The sequence below is a fragment of the Gordonia sp. GONU genome, assembly GCF_024733855.1.
Taxonomy (GTDB): domain Bacteria; phylum Actinomycetota; class Actinomycetes; order Mycobacteriales; family Mycobacteriaceae; genus Gordonia; species Gordonia amicalis.
Genome location: NZ_JANRHB010000003.1, coordinates 242,719 through 265,574 on the forward strand (window position 1 = coordinate 242,719; position 22,856 = coordinate 265,574).

Below are 22,856 nucleotides of genomic sequence, written 5' to 3' on the forward strand. Positions count from 1 at the left end.
AGGGGGTTGTGATGACAAACGTGAAAGTGACATCCGAAGCGCTCGAAGGCTTCGCGGCGACGAATGCGGCCATGGCGTCCGCCATCGGAACGGCCGGGTCGATCGACGCCGCCGCCAACACGGCTGCGATGGTCCCGGTGTTCGGCCTCATCGGTCAGGAGTTCCTCGCGTCGTTCATCGTGGCTCAGGCCAATCACCTGATGTCGGTCGGACAGCTCGCCGCGGTACACGCCGCGACCGCCGCCTCCACGGTGGCAGGTCTCGCCGAGTACGAGGGCACCGACGCGGCGACCGCCGCGGCGATCCGCTCGGTGCTGTGACCCCGATCCCTCCGTGGCCAGGCCCGCTGCCCGGCGTCCCGGACGTGCCTGCACTGAACCACATGACGGTGCAGGAGATGATCGACGCCAGTCCGCTGGGACCGATCCTCGACCGCACGGTTGCGGATGTGCTCGGGGGACTGGGACTTCCGCCCCTCCCCGCACTGCCGCCGTTGCCGCCGATGCCGGGTCTGCCACCGATACAGCCACCGAACCTGGACATGTTCATCAAGCCGATCACCGACCTGCTCGGTGGGTTCGGCAGCGGTGATCTCAACGGTGCCGGATTCGACCCGACGATCATCTTCGACAGCCTCACCAAGGTGCTCGAGACGTCGATGACGATGGGGCAGGGCGCACTCAAGCTCGCCGATCAGCTGTGGTCGGGCCAGGGTGCGGTCGGTGCGGCCACCAAGACTGCCGAGGCCGGAACGAACAGCACGGCCCTGGCAGCCCAGGGATCCGGCATCTCGATCGACACCAAGACCGCCGCCGCCATCGTCGCGAAGGGGTTGGCCGTCGTCCAGGGAATCGTCGCCGCCACGGTCGCCAAGATCTCGGCTCTGGTCCCCGTCATCATGAGTCCGGCGATCGCGGTCGGGCTCAGTACGGCGGCGGTGGTCGCCGGGGCCGGGCTGGAACTGGCCACCGCGGCGGTCGCGGTGACCCGGGCAGAGCTCCTCGCTCCCACGACGGCCATGACCGCGAACGGGGCGCCCGTCGCGGTCACCGGCGCGCCCACCGCAGGTGCCGGGCAGTCCCCGTTCGCCCTGGCCGGCTCGGTCCTCGACGTGGTCTCCCCGGCGGTGTCCACTGCCGCCGAACTCCCGTCCTCGTTGATGCAGCCGATCAGCAAGATGCTCGGCGTCAATCCCGATTCGGCGATCGTCGGCCCGGCCGGAATCCCGCTCACCAAGGCCAAGGCCGCCGGAGGCGGCGGCGGAGGGGGCGGAGGCGGTGGTGGCGGCGGAATCGGCGGAGTCGGCGGCATCATGGCGCCGCTGAGCGCTTCCCGTCCGACGGTGCCGACCAGTTTCGGCGTCGGCGAGCCTGCGATGGGGTCGCCGGCGGCGACTCGGGTCGCGACGACGCCGGCGGCGATGCCGATGGGCGGGGCGCCGATGGGCGCAGCCGGAGCCGGAGCGCGTGGAGCAGGTGCGTCCGAGGGGCAGCACAGCGTGCCCGATTATCTGGTCACCGAGGACAACGGGCGCGCGGTGGTCGGTGAAGATCCCGAGGTCGCACCCGCGGTCATCGGCCACGACGAGACGGCCGACACCGATTCCGGTCCGGACATCGAGCTACGGCTGGGCGTGCCCGGTCTGACACGAGACGAGGAAGTATGAGCAACACACAACTTCGCGTAGAGCCCGACGCATTGTTCTCGGCTGCAGGTGATCTCGACAAGATCGCGGATCGGCTGGAACTGGCTCTCAACGGTGCGGGGCCGAAGCTCGCGGTTCACGCCCAGGGTCGGGATGAGGTGTCGACCGCAACCGCGGCCAGTTTCACCTCGGTGGCCCGGGAGTTCGAGAAGGACACGGCGACCGGCATTCTCGAGCTTCGCAAGATCGCCGCCCTGCTCCGGGCGCAGGCGTCCGGATTCATCGAGGGTGAAGCCGAGGCCGCCGCCGCATTCAAGACCGAGGCGTGAACCCACATACCTGACCGACCGCCGCCACCGCGGCAGTCGACTCGGACATCGCACCAGACTCGTGGACCAGCAGAGGGGAGGGACCATGACCAGCACGACCGGAGCAGGCTTCACCGGCGTCAACTGGGACGCGCGTACGAGCGGACAACTTGCCGCCGACCTCGGGGCCGGGCCGGGTCCCGCGCCACTGGCGGAAGCCGGGTCGGCGTGGGCGTCGCTCGCGACCGAGATCGGCGAGGCCGGGATCGACTACGCTGCGGTACTCGCGCGAATGGGTGTGCACTGGCAGTCCGCACACACCAGTGCGGCGTTCGAGAAACTCACGGAGCTGGCTCCGTGGTTCGCCGACACCGCCGCCGAGGCTGCGGAGAATGCCCTGCGTGCGGAGGCGCAGGCAGCTGCGACCACCGTCGCGCGCCTGAACATGCCCAACCTCGCCGAGGTCGAGGTGGCGACGAAGCTCCACGAGATCGCCACCAGCGCAACCGCGGTCGCGCCGATCATCGCCGGGGCCGCGGCGGAGGCCGAACGTGCTGTCGCACAGCAACGTATGCGCGCAGCCCGGGTCATGCAGACGTACGAGAACGCGACGGAACCGGTGGGCAAACCCTGGCCGTCTTCGCGCCGGGCTCCCGACCTGGTGTCCGGCGAGGCGCTTGCTTCCGAGCAGGCCGCCGCAGCTCGGGCCGGGGCGCGAGCCGAGGTCACGCCACCGATGACGCCTCCGAGCGCGCCGATGACGGGTGTGATGTCCGGCTCGTACGCGCCGCCCGCGGAAAAGCTCCGCTACGCGCCGACGGTCGTGGCGAGTGCTGGACCCCCGTCTGCGACTCCCGTTGCGGCATCCGCGAGTACGGCGACCACGCCGGGGGCCGGTGTGCCGCCACCGATGGCGCCCGGAACGGCGGCCGCCGGCGATCGTGGCGCCACCATCCGCAGCGTCTCCGTCGACTCCGAGTCGTCCGATCCCGGCGATGGCCTCGCACGTGCGTCGGACGGCCTTGACGCCCCGCGCACCTGGGCCGACGTCGAAACCTCCGATCATCCTGCAGCCCACTATGTCTCGGCGCCGGTCTCCGAGTCTTCGAAGGTTGATCCGCGGTATCTGGCGGAGACATTGTTCCTCGGTGATCACGGGGACCGCGCATGATGCCGACGACTCACGACGACGCCGTCGCGCTCGACGCGGCTGTGCTCCTTCGCCTCGGGGATCGCTTCGGCGTGCAGACCTGGCCGGTGGTGCTCGACATGCCCGTCGGTGCTGAGGACGAGTCCGCGCAGCATGTGGCCGACCGCGAGAGCGATGCGGCCATCGCCGCCCTCGGCCTGGTGGACCACGACGAGCCCGTCCCGTGGCTGGCCACGGTTCTCCGCGTCCTCTCCCGGCCGCAACGTGAGATCGAGATCCGTTCCTTCACCGATACCGGTGTTCGCCGAATGTGCCTGGCACGCAGGGGTTATGAGCATGTTCTGGCCGAACGTTCCGGCGAACGGCTCGACCTGGCCGTCGTCGAGCTCGCCGACCTCGACGCGGTGGCCGACATCGTGCGCTCCCGGTTCGACGACGCCGCTGCATGCGAGTTCACCTCGTTCTCGGTACCCACCGACGAACTCGTCGACAGCCTCGGACGGAGTGGCACGGGTACCGAGGTCACCGACGCTCTGTACACGCTCGGCGTGCCGCTGGCCGATGCCGTCGTCATCTCCTCGGCATTCGCATCCTGCCGGGTGCGCACCGAGATCGTCGCCTCCTCGAACGAGGACGGACGATTCTCCCAATCTTCTGGGGCCCTAGCCGTTTTCGACACCGCCCGGGGGCGGATCGTGTCGAGTCCCAGTAAGTCTCCGGACGGTCGGGTGTGGACCACCCTCTCACCGGGTTCGGGTCATCGGATCGCGCAGGCCGTGCGCCTGCTGATCGAGACCCTCCCGGGCGGGACGTGGTCGACATGATCCGCATCGGGGGATCTCGCGGTCCACACCGCGAGAGACAACTGTCAGGGGTATCTGTGTCACGGATACCAACGGGGGCATCGCCAAACGGTGCCGTTACACAGGAGGACAACTCATGCTGAATCTGCCAGGTGCCAGTGGCCCCGGTGTGAAGGTCGATGTCGCGGAGGGCCAGGCCACCGCGGCCGGCGTCGGCGGGATCGTCGCCGATATGAAAGAAACGATCGACGTCATCGCGAAGCACGCGTCGAACGCGACGCCGACGTGGCAAGGCAAGGCGGGCGTGGCATTCGACGGCACACACACCGACTGGAACAAGGCCGCGAACACGATGAACCAGCTCCTCGATCAGATCAAGGCCCAGCTGACCAACGGCTTCACCGGCTACGAGGACCAGGACGCCGCCGCAGCCGGTGGCCTCAACATCACCGTCTGACCTGCTTCGCCTCTTCGAAAGGGACTTCCATGACCATCAACTACGATTTCGCGGCACTCGGTGACCTCAGTGGCGGACTGCAGCGGGCATTCAGTGAGCTCGACGCTCTCAACACGCAGCTCAAGAACCAGATCGCCGCGCTCGACGGCAACTGGAGTTCGGCTGAGGCGAAGGCGGCCTACCTCGACGCACAGATGAACTTCGACCGCATCTTCACGCAGTCGCGGGAGTCGCTGCAGTCGCTGCAGTCCGGCGTCAGCAACGCGAGCCGCATCATGTCGGACACCGACTCCTCGATCGCCAGCGGGTTCCGCTCGCTCGCCTGATCGACACGCCGACGGGGACTCCGCGGTCATCCCGCGGGGTTCCCGTTGTCGTCTCTGCTCATCGGGGAGCATCCGTCGACGGCATTCCGACAGGCCGACGTCAACGGGCCCGCGTGACGGGTGGGTGCGATAGCGTCGGAATCCGACGGTCGTCGGGGCACCCGTGTCTCGAGGACTCAGCGCCCGACGAGGAGGTAGCAGTGGCATCTGCGAACGCCGCCGGAGAGCCCCGGGAGTCCTTCACCCGGAATTCCGGCTTCATCTTCGCCGCAATCGGATCGGCGGTGGGGCTCGGCAACATCTGGCGGTTCCCCGGCGTGGCCTACGAGAGTGGTGGTGGGGCATTCCTCATCCCGTATCTGGTCGCCCTACTCACCGCGGGCATCCCGGTGCTGTTCCTCGACTACGCAGTAGGTCATCGTTTCCGCGGCACCGCGCCGTTGTCCTTTCGGCGGATCAAGAAGCCGGCCGAGGTCCTCGGTTGGTTCCAGACCGGCCTGCTGTTCGTCATCGGTGTCTATTACGCGGCGGTCATCGCGTGGGCCCTGAGCTACTTCTTCTTCTCGTTCGATCAGAGCTGGGGCGACGATCCCGCGGCCTTCTTCACCGGCGAGTACCTGAAGGTCGGCGACCCCGGGGTCTCCACGACCATCGTCGGCGGCGTCGCGTTACCGCTGATCGTCGTGTGGCTGGCCGTGCTCGCCGTGCTGATGCTGGGCGTCGCGAACGGCATCGAGAAGGTCAACGTCGTCTTCATCCCGCTGCTCTTCGTCGGCTTCGCGGGGCTGGTGATCCGCGCTCTCACGCTGCCCGGTGCCGTCGACGGCCTCAATGCCCTGTTCACCCCGCAGTGGGCGGCGTTGAAGGACCTCGACGTGTGGATCGCGGCGTACAGCCAGATCTTCTTCTCGCTGTCGATTGCCTTCGGGATCATGATCGCCTACGCGTCGTTCCAGCGGCGTAAGGCGAACATGACCAGCTCCGGTCTCGTGGTCGCATTCGCGAACTCCTCGTTCGAGATCCTCGCCGGCATCGGCGTCTTCTCCGCGCTCGGCTTCCTCGCCTACCAGCAGCAGGTCGCCGTGTCCGACCTCGAGGGTCTCACCGGACCGATCCTGTCCTTCGTGACGTTCCCGGCGGTCATCTCGGAGATGCCCGGCGCCGCGTTCTTCGGTGCGCTGTTCTTCGGCTCGCTGGTCATCGCCGGGTTCACGTCGTTGATCTCGTTGATGATCGGCGTGTCGAGTGCGCTGCAAGAGAAGTGGGGCCTGTCCCGGACCAAGGCCGCGGTCGGCGTGTCCGTGGTGTGCGGTCTCATCTCGGTCGGGTTGTTCTCGACCACTTCGGGCCTCATCGCCCTCGACACCGTCGACATGTTCGCCAACAACGTCGGCGTGGTCTCCTCGGCGATCCTGATGACGATCATCCTGATCTGGGTGCTGCGACGCGGCGACATGCTGCGCCACCACCTGAATGCGGTGTCGACGTTCAAGGTCGGCAAGATCTGGCTCGGGCTGGTCGGTGTGGTCGCGCCGATCTTCCTGACGATCATGCTCGTCCAGAAGGTCTGGTCGGTGATCGACGAAGGGTACGAGGGGTATCCCACCTGGTACATCAGCGTCTTCGGGTGGGGCACCATCGCCTTGATCGTCATCGCTGCCGTCGCCCTGACCCTGCCGTCGTGGAAGGGCCGCGACGAACCCGATTTCCTGCCGTGGCCACCACTGCCGGACGGTGTCCGCGGCGCCGCCCCCAATCCCACCGAGGAGGCCCTCCGATGAGTGGTGTCGCCATCGTCATGCTCCTCGTCTCCATCGGGATCGTGTGGGGAGGGCTGGTCGCGAGCATCATCTTCCTGAACCGTCGCTCCGAGGTGGATCTGTTCGAGGATCCCGACCTCGTGCGCGACGACGAGGAACGCGCAGCGCAGCCGCACCCGTTCCGCGACACCTGAACCGCAACGGCTGAGCTCAGTCGGGCCTGGTGGTCCCACCTGCGCTCGGCGTACGATCAGCCTCCGGTCAACTGGCCTGGATGAGCTGCGATGCGCGTCACCTTCGGTCCTAGGAGGCACGATGAGTAACCCGTTCAAGCGCATCAAGTCGGTCGAGCAGTCGATCACCGACACCGACGAACCGGATACCAAACTCCGCCGAGACCTCACGGCGTGGGATCTCACCGTGTTCGGCGTCGCGGTCGTGGTCGGTGCCGGCATCTTCACCCTCACCGCCCGGACCGCGGGCAATCTCGCCGGGCCGTCGGTGTCGTTGGCCTTCGTGCTGGCCGCGATCGCCTGCGCGCTGGCCGCGCTCTGCTACGCCGAGTTCGCCTCGACCGTGCCCGTCGCCGGCAGTGCGTACACCTTCTCGTTCGCCACCTTCGGCGAGTTCGTCGCATGGGTGATCGGGTGGGACCTGATCCTCGAGTTCGCCCTGGCCGCGTCCGTGGTCGCGAAGGGCTGGTCGCTCTACCTGGGCAACATCCTCGGCTCCGCGGCATCGGTACAGATCACCGACTCGATCAGCTTCGACTGGGGCGCGGTGCTGCTGATCGCCGTGCTGACGGTGTTGCTGGCTCTCGGTACCAAACTGTCGTCGCGGGTGTCACTCGTCATCACCACCATCAAGGTCTTCGTCGTCCTGCTGGTCATCGTGGTCGGCGCGTTCTACATCAAGATGAAGAACTACGACCCCTACGTGCCGCCCGCCGCGCCGCCCGCCGAGGGCGACACCGGCCTCCACCAGACGCTCTTCTCGGCGATCACCGGTGCCGAGGGCAGCACCTTCGGCTGGTACGGCCTGCTGGCGGCGGCATCGCTGGTCTTCTTCGCCTTCATCGGTTTCGACGTCGTGGCCACGACCGCCGAGGAGACGAAGAACCCGCAGAAGGCGATGCCGCGCGGCATCCTGGGATCTCTGGCCATCGTGACGGTCCTCTACGTCGCGGTCAGTCTGGTCGTGTCCGGGATGGTGCCCTACCCGGAACTGGCCGACCAGACCGATCCGGTGACCGGAGAGGTGACCGGGTCGACCCTCACCACGGCATTCGAGGCGAACGGTGTCACCTGGGCGGGCTGGGTCATCGACCTCGGCGCGCTCGCCGGCCTGACCACGGTCGTGATGGTGCTGCTGCTCGGTCAGACCCGCGTGGGATTCGCGATGGCGCGCGACGGACTGTTGCCCCGATCGCTGGCGCACACCGGCAGGCGCGGTACACCGGTGCGCTTCACCGTCGTCGTCGGCATCGTCTCGGGTGTGCTGGCGGCGTTCTTCCCCATGGGAACCCTCGAGGAGATGGTCAACATCGGCACCCTCTTCGCGTTCGTACTGGTGAGCATCGGGGTGCTCGTCCTCCGCCGGACCCGGCCCGATCTCGAACGCGGCTTCCGGGCGCCCTTCGTTCCGCTCATCCCGATCCTCGCCATCCTCGCCTGCCTGTGGTTGATGCTGAACCTGTCCGTGGAGACATGGATCCGGTTCGTGGTGTGGATGGTGGTCGGCGTCGTCGTGTACTTCTCGTACGGATACCGCCATTCGGTCTTCGCCCGGCGCGAGCGAGGTGAGCAGATCGGAACCCCGGGCGTAGCAGCCGGAGAACCCGGGCCCGACACCTGACAATGGGCTCGGCGGGCGTGGTCGGATAGCCTGGATCGAACGCATATCGCGCTGCAGACACGCGGCGTCCGACGCGAACGACAAGGGGATCAGATGACGACTGCTCAGGACGAGCTGAAGGCCGACAGCCGCAACGGGATCGACTACAAGGTGGCCGATCTGTCCCTGGCGGACTTCGGCCGCAAGGAGATCGAGCTCGCCGAGCACGAGATGCCCGGATTGATGGAACTGCGTCGTGAGAACGCAGACGTCCTGCCGCTCAAGGGTGCTCGAATCTCCGGATCGCTGCACATGACCGTTCAGACCGCTGTGCTGATCGAGACGCTTGTTGCGCTCGGCGCCGAGGTCCGCTGGGCGTCGTGCAACATCTTCTCGACCCAGGATCACGCGGCTGCGGCCGTCGTCGTGGGTCCCCACGGCACCCCGGACGAGCCCAAGGGTGTCCCGGTGTTCGCCTGGAAGGGCGAGACGCTCGAGGAGTACTGGTGGGCAGCCGAGCAGATGCTGACCTGGCCCGAGGCGGACAAGCCGGCCAACATGATCCTCGACGACGGTGGTGACGCCACCATGCTGGTGTTGCGCGGTGCCGAGTTCGAGAAGGCCGGTGTCGTGCCGCCCGCCGAGGATGATCACCCGGCCGAGTACAAGGTCTTCCTCGAACTGCTGCGCAAGCGTTTCGAGACCGACAAGAACAAGTGGACCACCATCTCCGAGTCGGTCCAGGGCGTGACCGAGGAGACCACCACCGGCGTACTGCGGCTCTACCAGTTCGCCGCCGCCGGCGAACTGACGTTCCCCGCGATCAACGTCAACGACTCGGTCACCAAGTCCAAGTTCGACAACAAGTACGGCACCCGCCATTCGCTGATCGACGGCATCAACCGCGGTACCGATGTCCTCATCGGCGGCAAGAAGGTGCTGATCTGTGGTTACGGCGACGTGGGCAAGGGTTGCGCGGAGTCGCTGGCCGGGCAGGGCGCCCGTGTCCAGGTCACCGAGATCGACCCGATCAACGCGCTGCAGGCCCTGATGGACGGCTACGACGTGGTCACCGTCGAGGACGCGATCGGTGACGCCGACATCGTGATCACCTCCACCGGCAACCTGGGCATCATCACCATCGACCACATGCGTCAGATGAAGCACCAGGCGATCCTGGGCAACATCGGTCACTTCGACAACGAGATCGACATGGCCGGCCTCGAGCGTTCGGGCGCCAAGCGCATCAACGTCAAGCCGCAGGTCGACCAGTGGATCTTCGACAGCGGCAAGTCGATCATCGTGCTGAGCGAGGGGCGTCTGCTCAACCTCGGCAACGCGACGGGCCACCCGTCGTTCGTGATGAGCAACAGCTTCTCCAACCAGGTCATCGCGCAGATCGAGCTGTGGACCAAGAACGACGAGTACGACAACGAGGTCTACCGTCTGCCCAAGCATCTCGACGAGAAGGTTGCGCGCATTCACGTGGAGGCGCTCGGCGGCAAGCTGACGAAGCTCACCAAGGAGCAGGCCGAGTACATCGGCGTCGACGTCGAGGGTCCGTACAAGCCGGAGCACTACCGCTACTGATCGGACCTGCGTCGCAAACCCACCACTGATGGAGAAATCCACCACCCGATCGGGTGGTGGAAATCTCCAAAAGTGGTGGGTTTGCGGCTTTTTCGCTGTTCAGGCACCGATGTCGGGTTCGGCGTCGGGGCAGTAGATCCACGAACCGCGTTCCTTCAGGAACCGCTCCTTGGACTTCTCGGATTCGGTGCGCTGGTTGCCCTTCTCGAGGTGGGACACGACCTCGGACTGTGCGACGTCGCCGTCGAACACGGTCCCGAGGAAGCCGTCGACCACGATGTTGCCGTCGTCGTCGGGCGGCGGGCCGGTGATCCGGTCGCGCGATTGCGTGCAGACCGCGGCCTTCATGCGCACGACGTCACGCGCGTTGCGAGCCGACACGTAGTTCTGGAGGGCCGCCCGGATCTGGGAAAGCGCTGCGTGGTCTGCGGATTCGGATTCCGATTCGTCCGCGGTGCTCGCGGAACCATCCGGCGAACTGTTCGACGAGGTGCTCGAACCCGTTGCCACGGTGGACTCGTCTGGTCCGGACGACGTCACCATGAGGGTGACCACGAGGGCGACGAGGGCCACCACCGCGACGCCGCCGGTGATCCAGGCGACGATCACGCCGGCGTTGCGCCGGGGTGGCGGGGGACCATAGGGGCCGCCCGGAGGGCCTCCGTGACCGCCGCGCTGAGCGTATGGCCCGGGACCGTAGGCGCCGTAGGGAGGCGGGGGGCCGTATGGTCCGTAGGGTGGTCGCGGCTGTGGCGCGGGGGGTGTCTGCCCGGGCGGGAACTGTCCTGGACGGGGTCCGCCGGGCTGCCGCCCGCCGGGGCCCGGCCACTGGGGGCCTTGTCCGGGCCGACCGGGTCCGAACGGTGGCGGCGCACCGCCGGGTGGTGGCGGCTGATAGGTCATGCGACCCTCTCCCCAGTCATTGATTCAGGCTATCGAAGTGCCGTGGTGGCGGCAGAGCCCCGTCATCGCCGGTGGCGTTCGTCCGAATGACACCTGTTTCGGGTGTTGCGCGCGCCTTGGGTCAGGGAATCAGGAGATCGGCCAGCGCGGCGATGTCCTGCCCGTCATACCGGTACCACGGGGATGTCCAGTTGTCCTCGGCGAGCCGGCGGTACACCGCGTCGACGCGGCGCTGCAGGTCGCTGTCGCGTTCGTAGGCGTCGCGTACCCGGCTCGCATCGCCGGCGGCCCGGGTCCGGGCGCGCTGCATCGCCACCTCGGCGGGCACCCCCAGCAACACGTGTCGATCGGGTACGGGCATCCCGAACCGGCCGTATTCGAGGTCGGCGACCCATCGCACGACCTCTCCGTCGACGTCCTGTTCCAGGCGTCCGGCGTTGTAGGCCGCGTTCGACGCGACGTAACGGTCGAGGATGACGATGTCGTTGGCCGCGGTGGCCGCTGCGATGTCTTCCGCGGCATCGGCCCGGTCGAGGGCGAAGAGCAGGGCCATGGCGTACACGCTGTCCCGCAGGTCGCCGTGCGAACCGTGCAGCGCCTCGGACGCGATGTCGGCGGTCGCGGATTTCCCGTAGCGCGGGAAGGTGAACGTCGCGATCCGCAGACCCGACGCCGTCCAGCGCTCGACCAGACCGGTGACCAACGTGTTCTTACCGGCGCCGTCGAGCCCCTCCACCGCAATCAACTGACCCACGCGGAGGAGTGTATGTGGTGGGACGAATCGAGCCAGTACGTCCGGTACGGCGCGTCATTCACCACGCTTTCATCACGATGGTGTCACCATTGAACACATGAAGCCTCGCATCCTCGTCGTCGACGACGACGCCGCTCTCGCCGAGATGCTGACGATCGTGTTGCGCGGCGAGGGTTTCGAACCCTTCGTGGTCGGTGACGGGACGCAGGCACTCACCGCGGTGCGGGAGATCCGTCCCGACCTCGTGCTCCTCGACCTCATGCTCCCGGGCATGAACGGCATCGACGTGTGTCGCGTGCTGCGTGCCGACTCCGGTGTCCCGATCGTCATGCTGACCGCGAAGTCCGACACCGTCGACGTCGTGCTGGGTCTCGAGTCCGGTGCCGACGACTACATGGTCAAGCCGTTCAAGCCGAAGGAACTCGTCGCCCGTGTGCGCGCACGCCTGCGCCGGACGGACGAGGAGCCGGCCGAACTGCTCTCGATCGGTCCGGTGGAGATCGACGTCCCTGCGCACAAGGTGACCCGCGACGGCGTGCCGATCTCGCTCACCCCGCTCGAGTTCGATCTACTGGTCGCGCTCGCGCGAAAGCCGCGTCAGGTCTTCACCCGCGACGTCCTCCTCGAACAGGTGTGGGGCTACCGTCACCCGGCGGACACTAGACTCGTCAACGTGCATGTTCAGCGTCTGCGTGCGAAGGTCGAAACCGACCCGGAGAACCCCGAGGTCGTGCTGACTGTGAGGGGGGTCGGCTACAAGGCCGGCCCGCCGTGATCGGTCGTTCCCGACGACGGGTCAACAGCACCTTCGGACGCTTCACCCGCGCTGCCGGCGCTGTCGGACGTGCCTTCGGGCACATCTGGCGGCGCTCGCTGCAGCTGCGGGTCGTGGCGTCGACGCTGTCGCTGTCGGTCGTCGTGCTGCTCATCCTGGGTTTCGTGCTGGTCTCCCAGATCACCGACCGACTCCTCGACGTGAAGCTGGCGGCGGCGACCGAGGAGATCGACCGCGCCCGCATCTCGGTGGAACGCGACCTGTCCAGCGGCGCCGGCAACATGTCGGTGCAGAACCGGCTGCAGCAGACGCGGTCGCTGCTGACCGATCGTGATGCCGACACCGGACAGGCCTCTGGAACCGTCGGCGCATTCGACACCGTCCTGCTCGTCCCCGGATCGTCCGGGGGCAGTGCGTCCAGCGGCGTCGGCCCGACCGCCGAGGTGCCGTCGAACCTCCGGGACATGGTTCGGGGCGGCCAGGTGGCCTATCAGTACACCCAGGTACCCAACGGTTCCGGCGGGCACGCGCCGGCGCTGATCGTGGGCACGCCGACCAACGCGTCGGTTCCCGGTCTCGAGCTGTATCTGGTCTTCCCCCTGACCGCGGAGCAGAACACCGTCGACCTCGTCCGCGGCACCCTGCTGACCGGCAGCATCGTGCTGCTCGGGTTGCTCGCGGCCATCGCCTGGCTCGTCTCGCGGCAGGTCGTCATCCCGGTTCGGTCGGCGTCCCGGATCGCGGTCCGCTTCGCCGACGGCCGCCTCAAGGAACGCATGCCCGTGCGCGGTGAGGACGACATGGCCCGGCTCGCGATGTCGTTCAACGACATGGCGGAGAGCCTGTCCAAGCAGATCACCCATCTCGAGGAGTTCGGCGGGCTGCAGCGTCAGTTCACCTCCGACGTCAGTCACGAACTGCGGACGCCGCTGACCACGGTCCGCATGGCCTCGGACGTGCTCTACGAGGGCCGCGATGAACTCGACCCCGTCCGGAAACGTTCGGTCGAGTTGCTGGACAAGGAGCTCGACCGCTTCGAGACGCTGCTCAACGAATTGCTGGAGATCTCCCGCCACGACGCCGGTATGGCCGAGCTGGCGGCCGAGCGGATGGACATGGCCATCCCGATCGACGGAGCTCTCGCCACGGTGCGGCATCTCGCCGAGGAGACCGGGACCGAACTCGTCCTCGATCTGCCCGCAGAACCGGTGCTCGCCGAGATCGATCCGCGCCGCGTCGAACGTATTCTGCGGAACCTGCTGGCCAACGCGATCGACCACGGTGAACGGAAGCCGGTGACGCTCACGATGCGGTCCGATGGCGACGCGGTCGCCATCACGGTCCGCGACCAGGGCATCGGGCTTCGGCCGGGGGAGGAGAAGCTGGTGTTCAACCGGTTCTGGCGCTCGGATCCGTCGCGGTTCCGCCGCTCGGGCGGCACCGGTCTCGGACTGGCCATCAGCATCGAGGACGCCCGTCTTCACCAGGGCCGGCTCGAGGCATGGGGCGAACCCGGCAAGGGTGCGTGCTTCCGATTGACCCTGCCTCTGGTGCGCGGCCACAAGGTGCTCGGCTCGCCGTTGCCGCTGAAATCCGTCGGCTCGGCTCCCCGGACCGCCGCCAAGACGAGTAGCCGTACACCAGGCGTGGAGGCTGGTATCGAATGAGCGTCGCAGGTCGTCCGGAACACCCGCGTCGGAGTGTCCTGGGGTTCGTGATCGCCGTCGCGATGGCCACCGTCGCGATGGTGGTGGTGTCGGCGTGCGGGTCGATCCCGAGTGACTCGTCTCCGCAGCCCATCAAGTCCTTCCAGCGCGAAGGCGCCACCAACGCGGCCCCGGTGCCGCAGTCCGACATGGACCCGGAGGCCCTCGTCCGCGCGTTTCTCAAGTCGACGGTCGACCCGGACTCCGGACACGACACCGCGCGCGCCTTCCTGACCCCGGTCGCCTCGCAGCAGTGGGACGACCGCGGGGACGCGCTGATCCTCGACGAGATCAGCATCTTCGTCGACCAGCGCAACGAGGACTCCGTCCGCATGCGGCTGACCGGCGACAACGTCGGCACCCTCAAATCGGACGGGCAGCTGCTGCCCGCCTCGGGCCGGGTCGAGACCAGCATCAGCCTGACCCGGCAGGGCGACCAGTGGCGGATCGACGGGCCCCTGCCGAACGGGACGATGATCGACCGCGACCAGTTCGACAACACCTACCGTCCGGTCTCGCTCTACTTCTCCGACCGCACCGGCCGGCGACTCGTCCCGGACCCGCGGTGGTTCTACGCCGGGCAGGCCACCGACCCGACCGTGCTGGTCAACCGGCTCATCAACGGTCCGGCGGCCGACCTGTCCGCCGCTGTCGACAGCGGATTCCCGAGCGGGGCGACGCTGCGCGGACCGGTGGTGGGACTGGCCGGCGGCGGGGTACGCGTCGACCTCAACGGCATCGGCAACGCGTCGAGCAGGGATCGCACGGTCCTGGCGGCCCAGATCGTCTGGACCCTCGACGGAGCCGACATCTCGGGGCCGTACGTGATCGACGCCGACGGTGCGCCACTGGTGGGCGAACGGGCCTCGGGGTGGCAGCCCGCGGACGTCCGGTCCTTCGATCCGAACGCGGTGCCGTCGACCGACGTCGGTCTGAACATCGTCACCGGCGGGGCGTTGCGCGCGGTGACCGACACCGGGACCGTGCCCGTGCGCGGACCGCTGGGGTCGTCACGCGATGTGCGGGCGGCGACGATCTCCGACAACGGCGCGCGGGTGGCCGCGGTCCGGACCGCGAGCGACCGCCGGCTCGAATGCGTGATCGGCGACTACGGCGGCGACGTCGGTCCGATCGTCAGCGGCGTGTCCATCACCCGGCCGTCCTTCGGGGCGGACGAGAACTCCGTGTGGGTGGTCGTGGACGGCAAGCCCGTCCAGTGGCAGCGTGACGACGACGGGACCCAGACCGTCCCGGTCGAGGCGTCGTCGATCCCGACCGTGGCGCGCGGGGCCATCACCGAGATGCAGGTCGCACCAGACGGCGTCCGTGCCGCACTCGTCGTCGGCGGGCAGATCGTGTTCGCGGTGCTGTCGACGAACGCCGACGGGCAGGTGTCGCTGACCAGTCCGCGCATCGCCGCCTACAACGTCGGCAATCGTGCGGTGTCCCTGGACTGGGCGTCGCCGACGACGCTGGTCATCGCGCGGGAGGCACCCGAGTCCCCGGTCGTGCAGCTGTCGATCAACGGCACCCCGGCGGTCGGCCTGCTCAGCGGCAACGTGTCGCCACCGGTGCGGGCCGTGGTGGCGAACTCGTCGACCATCTACGTCGGGGATCAGCGTGGCGTGCTCCGTCTCGGCAGCAACAACGGGCAGCCCGACCAGTACTGGACCGAGGTCGAGCCGGCCATGATCGCCGGCGCCATCCCGGTGCTGCCCTGATCCCTCCCTAGGCGGCGGCCAGCACCACGACCGCCGCGACCCCGACGCCGGCCGCACGCAGTACGCGCACCGACTCGGCCGCGGTGGCACCCGTGGTGATGACGTCGTCGATCAGTAGTGCCGCGGCACCGTGCGGTGGAGACGGACCGGCGCGCAGACGGACCGCGCCCGCGAGATTGCGGGCACGCGCCCGGGCGTCGAGTCCGGCGGAGTCGCGAGCGGTCGCCGACGTCACCAACAGCGGCGTCACGACGACCCGGGACCCCAGAAGAGGTGCGGCGTGTTCGGCGATCGCGGTCACCCGGTCGCCGCCGCGACGCCGGGCGCTCATCCGGCGGGTCGGTGCGGGGATCAATGTCAGGCGATCCGCGTCGGGCATCTCGCCCCAGCCGGCCAGGACCCGCACGGCGTGGGCGAGTGCGGCGCCCAGCGGTGGGATCAGATCACGTCGATCGTGTTCCTTGACCGCGATGATCCCCTGCCGGTGCGGACCCCGGTAGCGCCCGAGAGCCCACACCGGAACACCCGGCTCGATGCGCGGCCGGGCGGCGACGGGAACGTCGTGCCACGCCTTGTCGCAGCGTCGGCACCACGGCGTCCCCGGCCGCCCGCACCCGCCGCACACCACGGGAAGAACCAGATCTGCCGCCGCGGCCGGCACCTGTCGCCAGGTCATGTCCCGACCCTAGGTCCGGTCGTGCTCCGACCCGGTGGCGTCGCGCCGGCTGTGGACGGATCGGCCTGTTGGACGGCGTGGGCCGAGACCTTGGGATCACCGTGCCGGGGCCTTCGTACCCCACTTGTCCCGACTCCGCCGACGCGGCAGGCCAAAACGTGGCCGATACCCGAACTTGCGACTACGGTCGTGGGTACATCGGGTTGCCGGGAGGACAACAAGCTCCCCGCGCCGGTAACGACCGGTTTTCAGGAGGTGGTGCCCCTGCCGTTGAGTGTCAGCTGTCAGTTGGCATGGACTAATCCTCGACGTCGACCAAATCATCAGTGCGACAACAGATCACGATGTATCAGGCGCGCCGGGAACAATTCAGGAGGTAGTTGAATGTCCAACGTCATCCACCGCAGAGGCCAGCGCGAACCCAAACTCGCAGAGCAGAGGCCGACCGTGGAGGAGGGCCTCGAGCCCGACCACCAACCCGCCCAAACCGACTCCGACGACCAGGAGTTCGCGTTCGTCCGCCCACCGGGAACGGTGGAGTCCGACGAACCCGCCGAGCCCATCGCCAAGATCGTGTTCAGCGGCCGGAACGTCGAAATACCCGACCACTACCGCATCTACGTCGGCGACAAGCTCGCCCGCCTCGAGCGATTCGATCCGACGATCTTCCAATTCGACGTCGAGCTGTACCACGAACGCAACCGGAGACAGTCCAAGGCCTGTCAGCAGGTCGAGATCACCGCGAAGGGCAAGGGTCCGATCGTCCGTGCGCAGGCCTGCGGCGAGAACTTCTACGCCGCACTCGAGCGGTCCCTGGACAAGCTCGAATCCCGCCTGCGCCGAGTCAAGGACCGGCGCCGTGTGCACCACGGCAACCGCCGTCCGCTGTCGGTGGCCGAGGCCACCGAGATCGGGGCGCCGCCGTTGCGGGACAACCAATTGTCCGTGGACGGGCTCGTCGGTGAGCCCGGGAACGCCCCGGCCGGCGCCACGGCGTCCGATCATGACGACGTGGACGAGTACACGCCCGGTCAGATCGTCCGCGTGAAGGAACACACCGCGGTACCGATGACCGTCGACGACGCGCTCTACGAGATGGAGCTCGTCGGGCACGATTTCTTCCTGTTCCACGACAAGGAGACCGACAAGCCGTCGGTGGTGTACCGCAGGCATGCGTTCGACTACGGCCTCATCCGCCTGACCTGAACGCCGCTGAGCCGCCCTTCCGGTGAGCCGCCGACGAATCCGAAGGGATGAAGTCTTCGGCCAACGTGCCGGTCGATCAGGGTCTGCTCAGCTCACCTCGCTACCATGGGATCCGGTCTGTGTGTTCGCACGGGCCGGATTCCGTGTGTTTTCTACAGGTGAGGGACTCGATCCACGGTGCTGAACAAGCTGTTGCGTGTCGGCGAAGGCCGCATGGTCAAGCGACTCGACGCGATCGCGTCGCACGTCGAGGCGCTGTCCGACGAGTTCGAGGCGCTCTCCGACGCCGAACTGCGAGCCAAGACAGACGAGTTCAAGAAACGGATCGCCGACGGTGAGACGCTCGACGAGCTGCTGCCCGAGGCCTTCGCGACGGCCCGCGAGGCGGCGTGGCGCGTGCTCGACCAGAAGCACTTCCACGTGCAGCTCATGGGCGGCGCGGCGCTGCACTACGGCAACATCGCCGAGATGAAGACCGGTGAGGGCAAGACCCTCACCTGCGTGCTGCCGGCGTACCTCAATGCGCTGTCGGGCGACGGCGTCCACGTCGTCACGGTCAACGACTACCTCGCCAAGCGCGACTCGGAGTGGATGGGGCGCGTGCACCGCTTCCTCGGCCTCGAGACCGCGGTGATCCTCACCGGCATGTCGTCATCTGCGCGCCGTGAGGCCTACGCAGCCGACATCACCTACGGCACCAACAACGAATTCGGCTTCGACTACCTGCGCGACAACATGGCGCACTCGCTCGCCGACCTCGTCCAGCGCGGCCACGCCTACGCGATCGTCGACGAGGTCGACTCGATCCTCATCGACGAGGCGCGCACCCCGCTGATCATCTCGGGCCCGGCCGAAGGGTCGAGCAAGTGGTACACCGAGTTCGCGCGCATCGCCCCGCTGCTCGAGAAGGATGTCCACTACGAGGTCGACATCAAGAAGAAGACCATCGGCGTGCACGAGGCCGGTGTCGAGTTCGTCGAGGACCGCCTCGGCATCGACAACCTGTACGAGGCCGCCAATTCGCCGCTGGTCAGCTACCTGAACAACGCCATCAAGGTCAAGGAGCTGTTCCAGCGCGACAAGGATTACATCGTTCGCAACGGTGAGGTCCTGATCGTCGACGAGTTCACCGGTCGTGTGCTCGACGGCCGCCGCTTCAACGAGGGCCTGCACCAGGCGATCGAGGCCAAGGAAGGCGTCGAGATCAAGGCCGAGAACCAGACTCTCGCCACGATCACCCTGCAGAACTACTTCCGTCTCTACGAGAAGTTGTCCGGTATGACCGGTACCGCCGAGACCGAGGCCGCCGAGTTCGACCAGATCTACAAGCTCGGGGTGCTGCCGATCCCGACCAACCGACCCATGGTCCGCAAGGACCAGGGCGACCTGATCTACAAGACCGAAGAGGCCAAGTTCGCCGCGGTCGTCGACGACATCGTCGAGCGTCACGAGATCGGCCAGCCGGTGCTCATCGGTACCACCAGCGTCGAGCGGTCGGAGTACCTGTCGCGCCAGCTGAAGAAGCGCGAGATCCCGCACAACGTCCTCAACGCCAAGTTCCACGAGCAGGAAGCCCAGATCATCGCCGAGGCGGGCCGTCTGGGAGCGGTCACCGTGGCCACCAACATGGCCGGCCGTGGTACCGACGTCGTGCTCGGCGGCAACCCGGACATCATCGCCGACACCCGCCTGCGCAAGGCCGGTCTCGACCCGGTCAACACGCCCGACGAGTACGAGGCGGCCTGGGACGAGGCCATCGAGGTCGCGCGCAAGGAGGCGACCGACGAGGCCGAGGCCGTGCGCAAGGCCGGCGGCCTGTACGTGCTCGGCACCGAGCGCCACGAGTCGCGTCGTATCGACAACCAGCTGCGCGGCCGCTCGGGCCGTCAGGGCGATCCGGGCGAGTCGCGGTTCTACCTCTCCGTCGCCGACGAGCTCATGCGCCGCTTCAACGGCGGTGCGCTCGAGGCGATCATGAGCCGTCTGCCCGACGACGTGCCGATCGAGGCCAAGATGGTCACCAAGGCCATCCGCAGCGCTCAGACCCAGGTCGAGCAGCAGAACTTCGAGATGCGCAAGAACGTCCTCAAGTACGACGAGGTCATGAACGAGCAGCGCAAGATCATCTACGCCGAGCGTCGCCAGATCCTCGAGGGCGAGGATCACCACGAGCAGGTCAAGCAGATGATCGACGACGTGGTCGGCGCCTACGTCGACGGCGCGACTGCCGAGGGCTACGCCGAGGACTGGGATCTCGACGAGCTGTGGACCGCCCTGCGCACCCTGTACCCGATCGAACTCGATCCCAAAGCCGTTGTCGGAGAGACGGAATACGGTGAGCGCGACGACATCTCGGCCGAGGAGCTGCGTGAGACCCTCGTCGCCGACGCGAAGGCCGCCTACGACAAGCGTGAGCAGGCCATCGACGAGCTCGCCGGTGAGGGTGCGATGCGCCAGCTCGAGCGCAGCGTCCTGCTGAGCGTCCTCGACCGCAAATGGCGTGACCACCTGTACGAGATGGACTACCTCCGCGAGGGCATCCACCTGCGTTCGATGGCGCAGCGCGATCCGGTGGTCGAGTACCAGCGCGAGGGCTTCGACATGTTCACCGGCATGCTCGAGGGTCTCAAGGAGGAAGCGCTCGGCATTCTGTTCAACGCACAGGTGCAGACCGAGCAGCCGGCACCGCAGGCGCCGCTGCCCACCGCCGCCGATCTGCGTGCTGCGGTCGGTGCCGGTGCACCCACCCCGGCACCGGCGGCCGATGCCGGTTCGCAGGTGCCCGCGGCATTGCGCGGGTCCGGCGTCTCAGACGGCGATGTGCCGATGACGTTCTCCGGCCCCGACGAGGGTGGTGGCACGGTCGTCCACTCCGAGGAGGAGGAACTGGCCGGTGCCGCCGAGTCGGCCAGCCGTCGCGAGCGTCGTGCGGCCGCGCGTGCGAACACCAAGGGCAGCCGCCCGAAGCCGCCGAAGGCCAAGAAGCAGCGCCGCTGAAAAATTTCGGGTGAAAGCGGAACCTGACAGGGGAGTGGCTGCGTCCAATCCCCATGCAGACACTCACTTCCGCTCCACCCGCCGGCGCACAGACGACGAGGGTTCGGATTCGGCCGGCCCCCACATATGAACCGGCCGGGCCCGGCGCGATGGGGGCCGGGGCGACCGGTGCCGGGACCGACCGGGAGCGCACCGTGTTCCCACGGCCGCGCTCCGGTGCGGGGCCGTCGCGCAAGACCGTGGCCGCCGCGGTGGAGGCCCGGAGGTTCACCGTCGCCACGTCTCGACTGCTCTTCGAGGTGATCGACCGCCGCCGCGGGATCGCGCACCTCGGCGACTCCGTGTCGCCCGCGATCGCCGACCAGGTGGCGGCACTGGTCCGCCACGACGCCTTCCGCGTCGCCGAGACGAGCGGTGCCCCCGGGGGACCGCCGGCTCGCGGTACGGTCCTCCACCGCGTCCACGTCCAGCTGCGTGACACCAGCAGCGCCGAGGTCTTCGGGTCGTACACCAGTGGCGGGCGGGTCCGCGCCTTCGCCGGGCGCGTCGAACGCAAGCCGTGCCGTGTGCGTGGTGCCGATCCGCGCGCCGGTGGCCGGGGTGCGCGAGCCGGCCTCGGTCAGGTCGAATACCGCTGGCAACTCGTGGCGCTCGAGTTCTGCTGACGCTGTCGATTCCGGCCACCACGCGTCCGGGCGGCTAGGATCGGCGGCGTGGTGAACCGTTTGTCGCCGCGCGACGCGATGTACTACTTCCTCGACGATGCCCGGTCGACGACCCATCTCGGGGCGCTGCTGGTCGTCGACCCCTGCGCCGGCGAAGGGACGAAGGCGGGTGACACGGCGACCGGGGAGAACGGTTCCGCTTCCGCTTCCGTGTCCCGCAGACCCGCGATCGACTATCAGTCGCTGGTGTCGCTGGTCGAGAACCGACTCCAGCGTGCGCCCCGGTACCGGCAGGTGGTCCGCGAGGTCACGCTCGGGCTCGCTCGCCCGGTGTGGGTCGACGACCGGGATTTCGACATCAACTTCCACATCCGGCGCTCGGGCCTGCCGCGGCCGGGCGGTCCCACCGACCTCGCCGAGCTCATCTCCCGGGTGATGTCCCGACCGTTGGATCGCACACGGCCGCTGTGGGAGATGTACCTGATCGAGGGTCTGGCCGACGGACGGCTGGCGATCCTGACGAAGTCGCACCGCTGCCTGATCGACGGTCCGGAGCACCCGGAGATCAGCGAGGTCATCTGCGACGACACCGACACGCCGGAGTCGCTACCCGAGGAACTGTGGATGCCCGGCTCCCCGCCGGGAACGACGAGCCTGGTCATCGGTGCGCTCGCCGAGGCGATGGCCCGTCCGGGCGACCTCGTCGAGACCATGGTGCACGGCAACGGCCTGGTGTCCGAGGTGCGTTCGGTGGTCGGCAACACCGTCCGGCGGTTCGGGGACGTCGTCGGTCAGCTCACCGACTCCGCTCCCCGCAGTCCGCTCAACAACTCGGGTACGACGACGCGGACCTTCACCACGGCGTCGGTGCCGCGCCGCGACTGCGCGAAGATCGCCGAACACCACAACTGCACCGTCACCGACGTCGAGCTCGCCATCATCTCCGGGGTGATGCGCAGGTGGATGCTGTCGGTCGACCCGGCCACGGTACCGGCCGACACCGTTCGGGTGGTGATCCCGTTGTCGACCCGGGACCCCGGGGTGGAGGTCGAGGCGGAGTCCGAACCCGGCTGGATCAGTGTCGGCAAACCGAGCTTCGTGACGGACCTGCCGGTGGGGGAATCGAACCCGACCGTGCGGCTCGCCCAGGTCGCGGGACTCGCCGACCGGTACGCGCAGTCGTCGCGACGCATGAGTACCGGCCCGAGTCCGCTGTTTCCCGAGCTGGGTATGGTGCCGTTCGCCGACATCAGTTCCCGGGCGTTCCGGTCTCTCGACAGCCGCTCGTACAACGTGCCGGTGGCGATGAGCACGGCCCCGGTCGCCGACCGTTTCGTGCTCGGTGTTCCGGTGCGCGAGGTTTTCTACATCCCGGTTCTCGTGTCCCCGCGGGCGCTCGCGGTCAGCGTCGTCGAGTACGGCGACCGGTTGCAGTTCGCGTTCATGGCCGACCGCGGTGTCATCCGGGACCTGCCCGACATGGCGGATTACGTCGCCGAGTCCTTCGAGGAGTTGCTGGTCACCGGCTAAGCCGAGGTCGCGGCTAAGGTGAGCGGGTACCGCAATCGGACCGCGAGGAGC

At 67.9% G+C, this 22,856-nt stretch carries 21 protein-coding genes; 18 read left to right on the forward strand and 3 right to left on the reverse strand.

Going from position 1 to position 22,856, the window contains the following annotated elements:
• The first annotated feature begins 11 nt into the window (after positions 1-11).
• The 11 genes from NWF34_RS04625 (at position 12) to ahcY (ending at position 9,872) form a co-directional block, all read left to right on the forward strand.
• A complete protein-coding gene (locus NWF34_RS04625; RefSeq protein ID WP_006434592.1) occupies positions 12-320 on the forward strand; it encodes a type VII secretion target in 309 nt (102 codons plus the stop codon).
• Complete coding sequence (locus NWF34_RS04630) at positions 317-1,666, forward strand: hypothetical protein (protein WP_159404891.1); 1,350 nt, start codon at positions 317-319, stop codon at positions 1,664-1,666. Before NWF34_RS04625 ends, NWF34_RS04630 begins: the two co-directional genes overlap by 4 nt.
• Complete coding sequence (locus NWF34_RS04635) at positions 1,663-1,974, forward strand: PE family protein (protein WP_024497756.1); 312 nt, start codon at positions 1,663-1,665, stop codon at positions 1,972-1,974. The genes NWF34_RS04630 and NWF34_RS04635 overlap by 4 nt, the downstream gene beginning before the upstream one ends.
• 85 nt (positions 1,975-2,059) lie before the next feature.
• Positions 2,060-3,124, forward strand: coding sequence for a PPE domain-containing protein (locus NWF34_RS04640; protein ID WP_024497757.1), 1,065 nt, complete (start codon positions 2,060-2,062; stop codon positions 3,122-3,124).
• Positions 3,121-3,927, forward strand: coding sequence for an ESX secretion-associated protein EspG (locus tag NWF34_RS04645; protein WP_024497758.1), 807 nt, complete (start codon positions 3,121-3,123; stop codon positions 3,925-3,927). Before NWF34_RS04640 ends, NWF34_RS04645 begins: the two co-directional genes overlap by 4 nt.
• Positions 3,928-4,042: 115 nt before the next feature.
• A complete protein-coding gene (locus tag NWF34_RS04650; protein WP_006434587.1) occupies positions 4,043-4,363 on the forward strand; it encodes a WXG100 family type VII secretion target in 321 nt (106 codons plus the stop codon).
• A gap of 29 nt (positions 4,364-4,392) precedes the next feature.
• Entirely contained in the window at positions 4,393-4,689 is a 297-nt protein-coding gene (locus NWF34_RS04655; protein ID WP_006434586.1) for a WXG100 family type VII secretion target, read from the forward strand.
• Between the two features lie 200 nt (positions 4,690-4,889).
• Complete coding sequence (locus NWF34_RS04660) at positions 4,890-6,470, forward strand: sodium-dependent transporter (protein WP_159404890.1); 1,581 nt, start codon at positions 4,890-4,892, stop codon at positions 6,468-6,470.
• Entirely contained in the window at positions 6,467-6,643 is a 177-nt protein-coding gene (locus NWF34_RS04665; protein WP_159404889.1) for a methionine/alanine import family NSS transporter small subunit, read from the forward strand. Before NWF34_RS04660 ends, NWF34_RS04665 begins: the two co-directional genes overlap by 4 nt.
• A gap of 121 nt (positions 6,644-6,764) precedes the next feature.
• On the forward strand, positions 6,765-8,303 hold the full coding sequence (locus NWF34_RS04670; protein WP_024497760.1) for an amino acid permease: 1,539 nt from the start codon (positions 6,765-6,767) through the stop codon (positions 8,301-8,303).
• A 93-nt stretch (positions 8,304-8,396) separates the two neighbouring features.
• Positions 8,397-9,872, forward strand: a complete 1,476-nt coding sequence (gene ahcY / locus NWF34_RS04675; RefSeq protein WP_006434582.1) for an adenosylhomocysteinase — start codon at positions 8,397-8,399, stop codon at positions 9,870-9,872.
• Positions 9,873-9,971: 99 nt separating this feature from the next.
• Here ahcY and NWF34_RS04680 read toward each other — a convergent pair whose 3' ends face one another.
• Positions 9,972-10,481: a hypothetical protein gene (locus tag NWF34_RS04680; RefSeq protein ID WP_081712384.1), complete on the reverse strand. Its 510-nt coding sequence runs from the start codon at positions 10,479-10,481 to the stop codon at positions 9,972-9,974.
• 415 nt (positions 10,482-10,896) lie between these two features.
• Positions 10,897-11,529 carry a dTMP kinase gene (locus NWF34_RS04685; RefSeq protein ID WP_024497762.1) on the reverse strand — a complete coding sequence of 211 codons (633 nt, stop codon included), beginning with the start codon at positions 11,527-11,529 and terminating at the stop codon, positions 10,897-10,899.
• 97 nt (positions 11,530-11,626) lie between these two features.
• On the opposite strand from NWF34_RS04685, the gene mtrA reads away from it, so the two are divergent.
• Genes mtrA through lpqB form a run of 3 tightly spaced genes read left to right on the forward strand, consistent with a single transcriptional unit; the run spans position 11,627 to position 15,731 of the window.
• Entirely contained in the window at positions 11,627-12,304 is a 678-nt protein-coding gene (mtrA, locus tag NWF34_RS04690) for an MtrAB system response regulator MtrA (RefSeq protein WP_004023513.1), read from the forward strand.
• A complete protein-coding gene (gene mtrB, locus NWF34_RS04695) occupies positions 12,301-13,971 on the forward strand; it encodes an MtrAB system histidine kinase MtrB (protein WP_024497763.1) in 1,671 nt (556 codons plus the stop codon). Before mtrA ends, mtrB begins: the two co-directional genes overlap by 4 nt.
• Positions 13,968-15,731, forward strand: a complete 1,764-nt coding sequence (gene lpqB, locus NWF34_RS04700; protein ID WP_024497764.1) for an MtrAB system accessory lipoprotein LpqB — start codon at positions 13,968-13,970, stop codon at positions 15,729-15,731. The genes mtrB and lpqB overlap by 4 nt, the downstream gene beginning before the upstream one ends.
• Before the next feature lie 7 nt (positions 15,732-15,738).
• Here the strand turns inward: lpqB and NWF34_RS04705 are convergent, their stop codons facing one another.
• Entirely contained in the window at positions 15,739-16,407 is a 669-nt protein-coding gene (locus NWF34_RS04705; protein WP_024497765.1) for a ComF family protein, read from the reverse strand.
• A gap of 384 nt (positions 16,408-16,791) precedes the next feature.
• Here NWF34_RS04705 and hpf point away from each other — a divergent pair, with 384 nt between their 5' ends.
• From hpf to NWF34_RS04725, 4 genes are all read left to right on the forward strand, one after another.
• On the forward strand, positions 16,792-17,613 hold the full coding sequence (gene hpf / locus NWF34_RS04710) for a ribosome hibernation-promoting factor, HPF/YfiA family (RefSeq protein WP_024497766.1): 822 nt from the start codon (positions 16,792-16,794) through the stop codon (positions 17,611-17,613).
• Between the two features lie 177 nt (positions 17,614-17,790).
• Complete coding sequence (gene secA, locus NWF34_RS04715; protein WP_258324303.1) at positions 17,791-20,610, forward strand: preprotein translocase subunit SecA; 2,820 nt, start codon at positions 17,791-17,793, stop codon at positions 20,608-20,610.
• A gap of 194 nt (positions 20,611-20,804) precedes the next feature.
• Positions 20,805-21,275: an Rv3235 family protein gene (locus NWF34_RS04720; protein WP_309148626.1), complete on the forward strand. Its 471-nt coding sequence runs from the start codon at positions 20,805-20,807 to the stop codon at positions 21,273-21,275.
• Between the two features lie 48 nt (positions 21,276-21,323).
• Positions 21,324-22,805, forward strand: coding sequence for a wax ester/triacylglycerol synthase domain-containing protein (locus NWF34_RS04725; protein ID WP_258324305.1), 1,482 nt, complete (start codon positions 21,324-21,326; stop codon positions 22,803-22,805).
• Positions 22,806-22,856 lie beyond the last annotated feature (51 nt).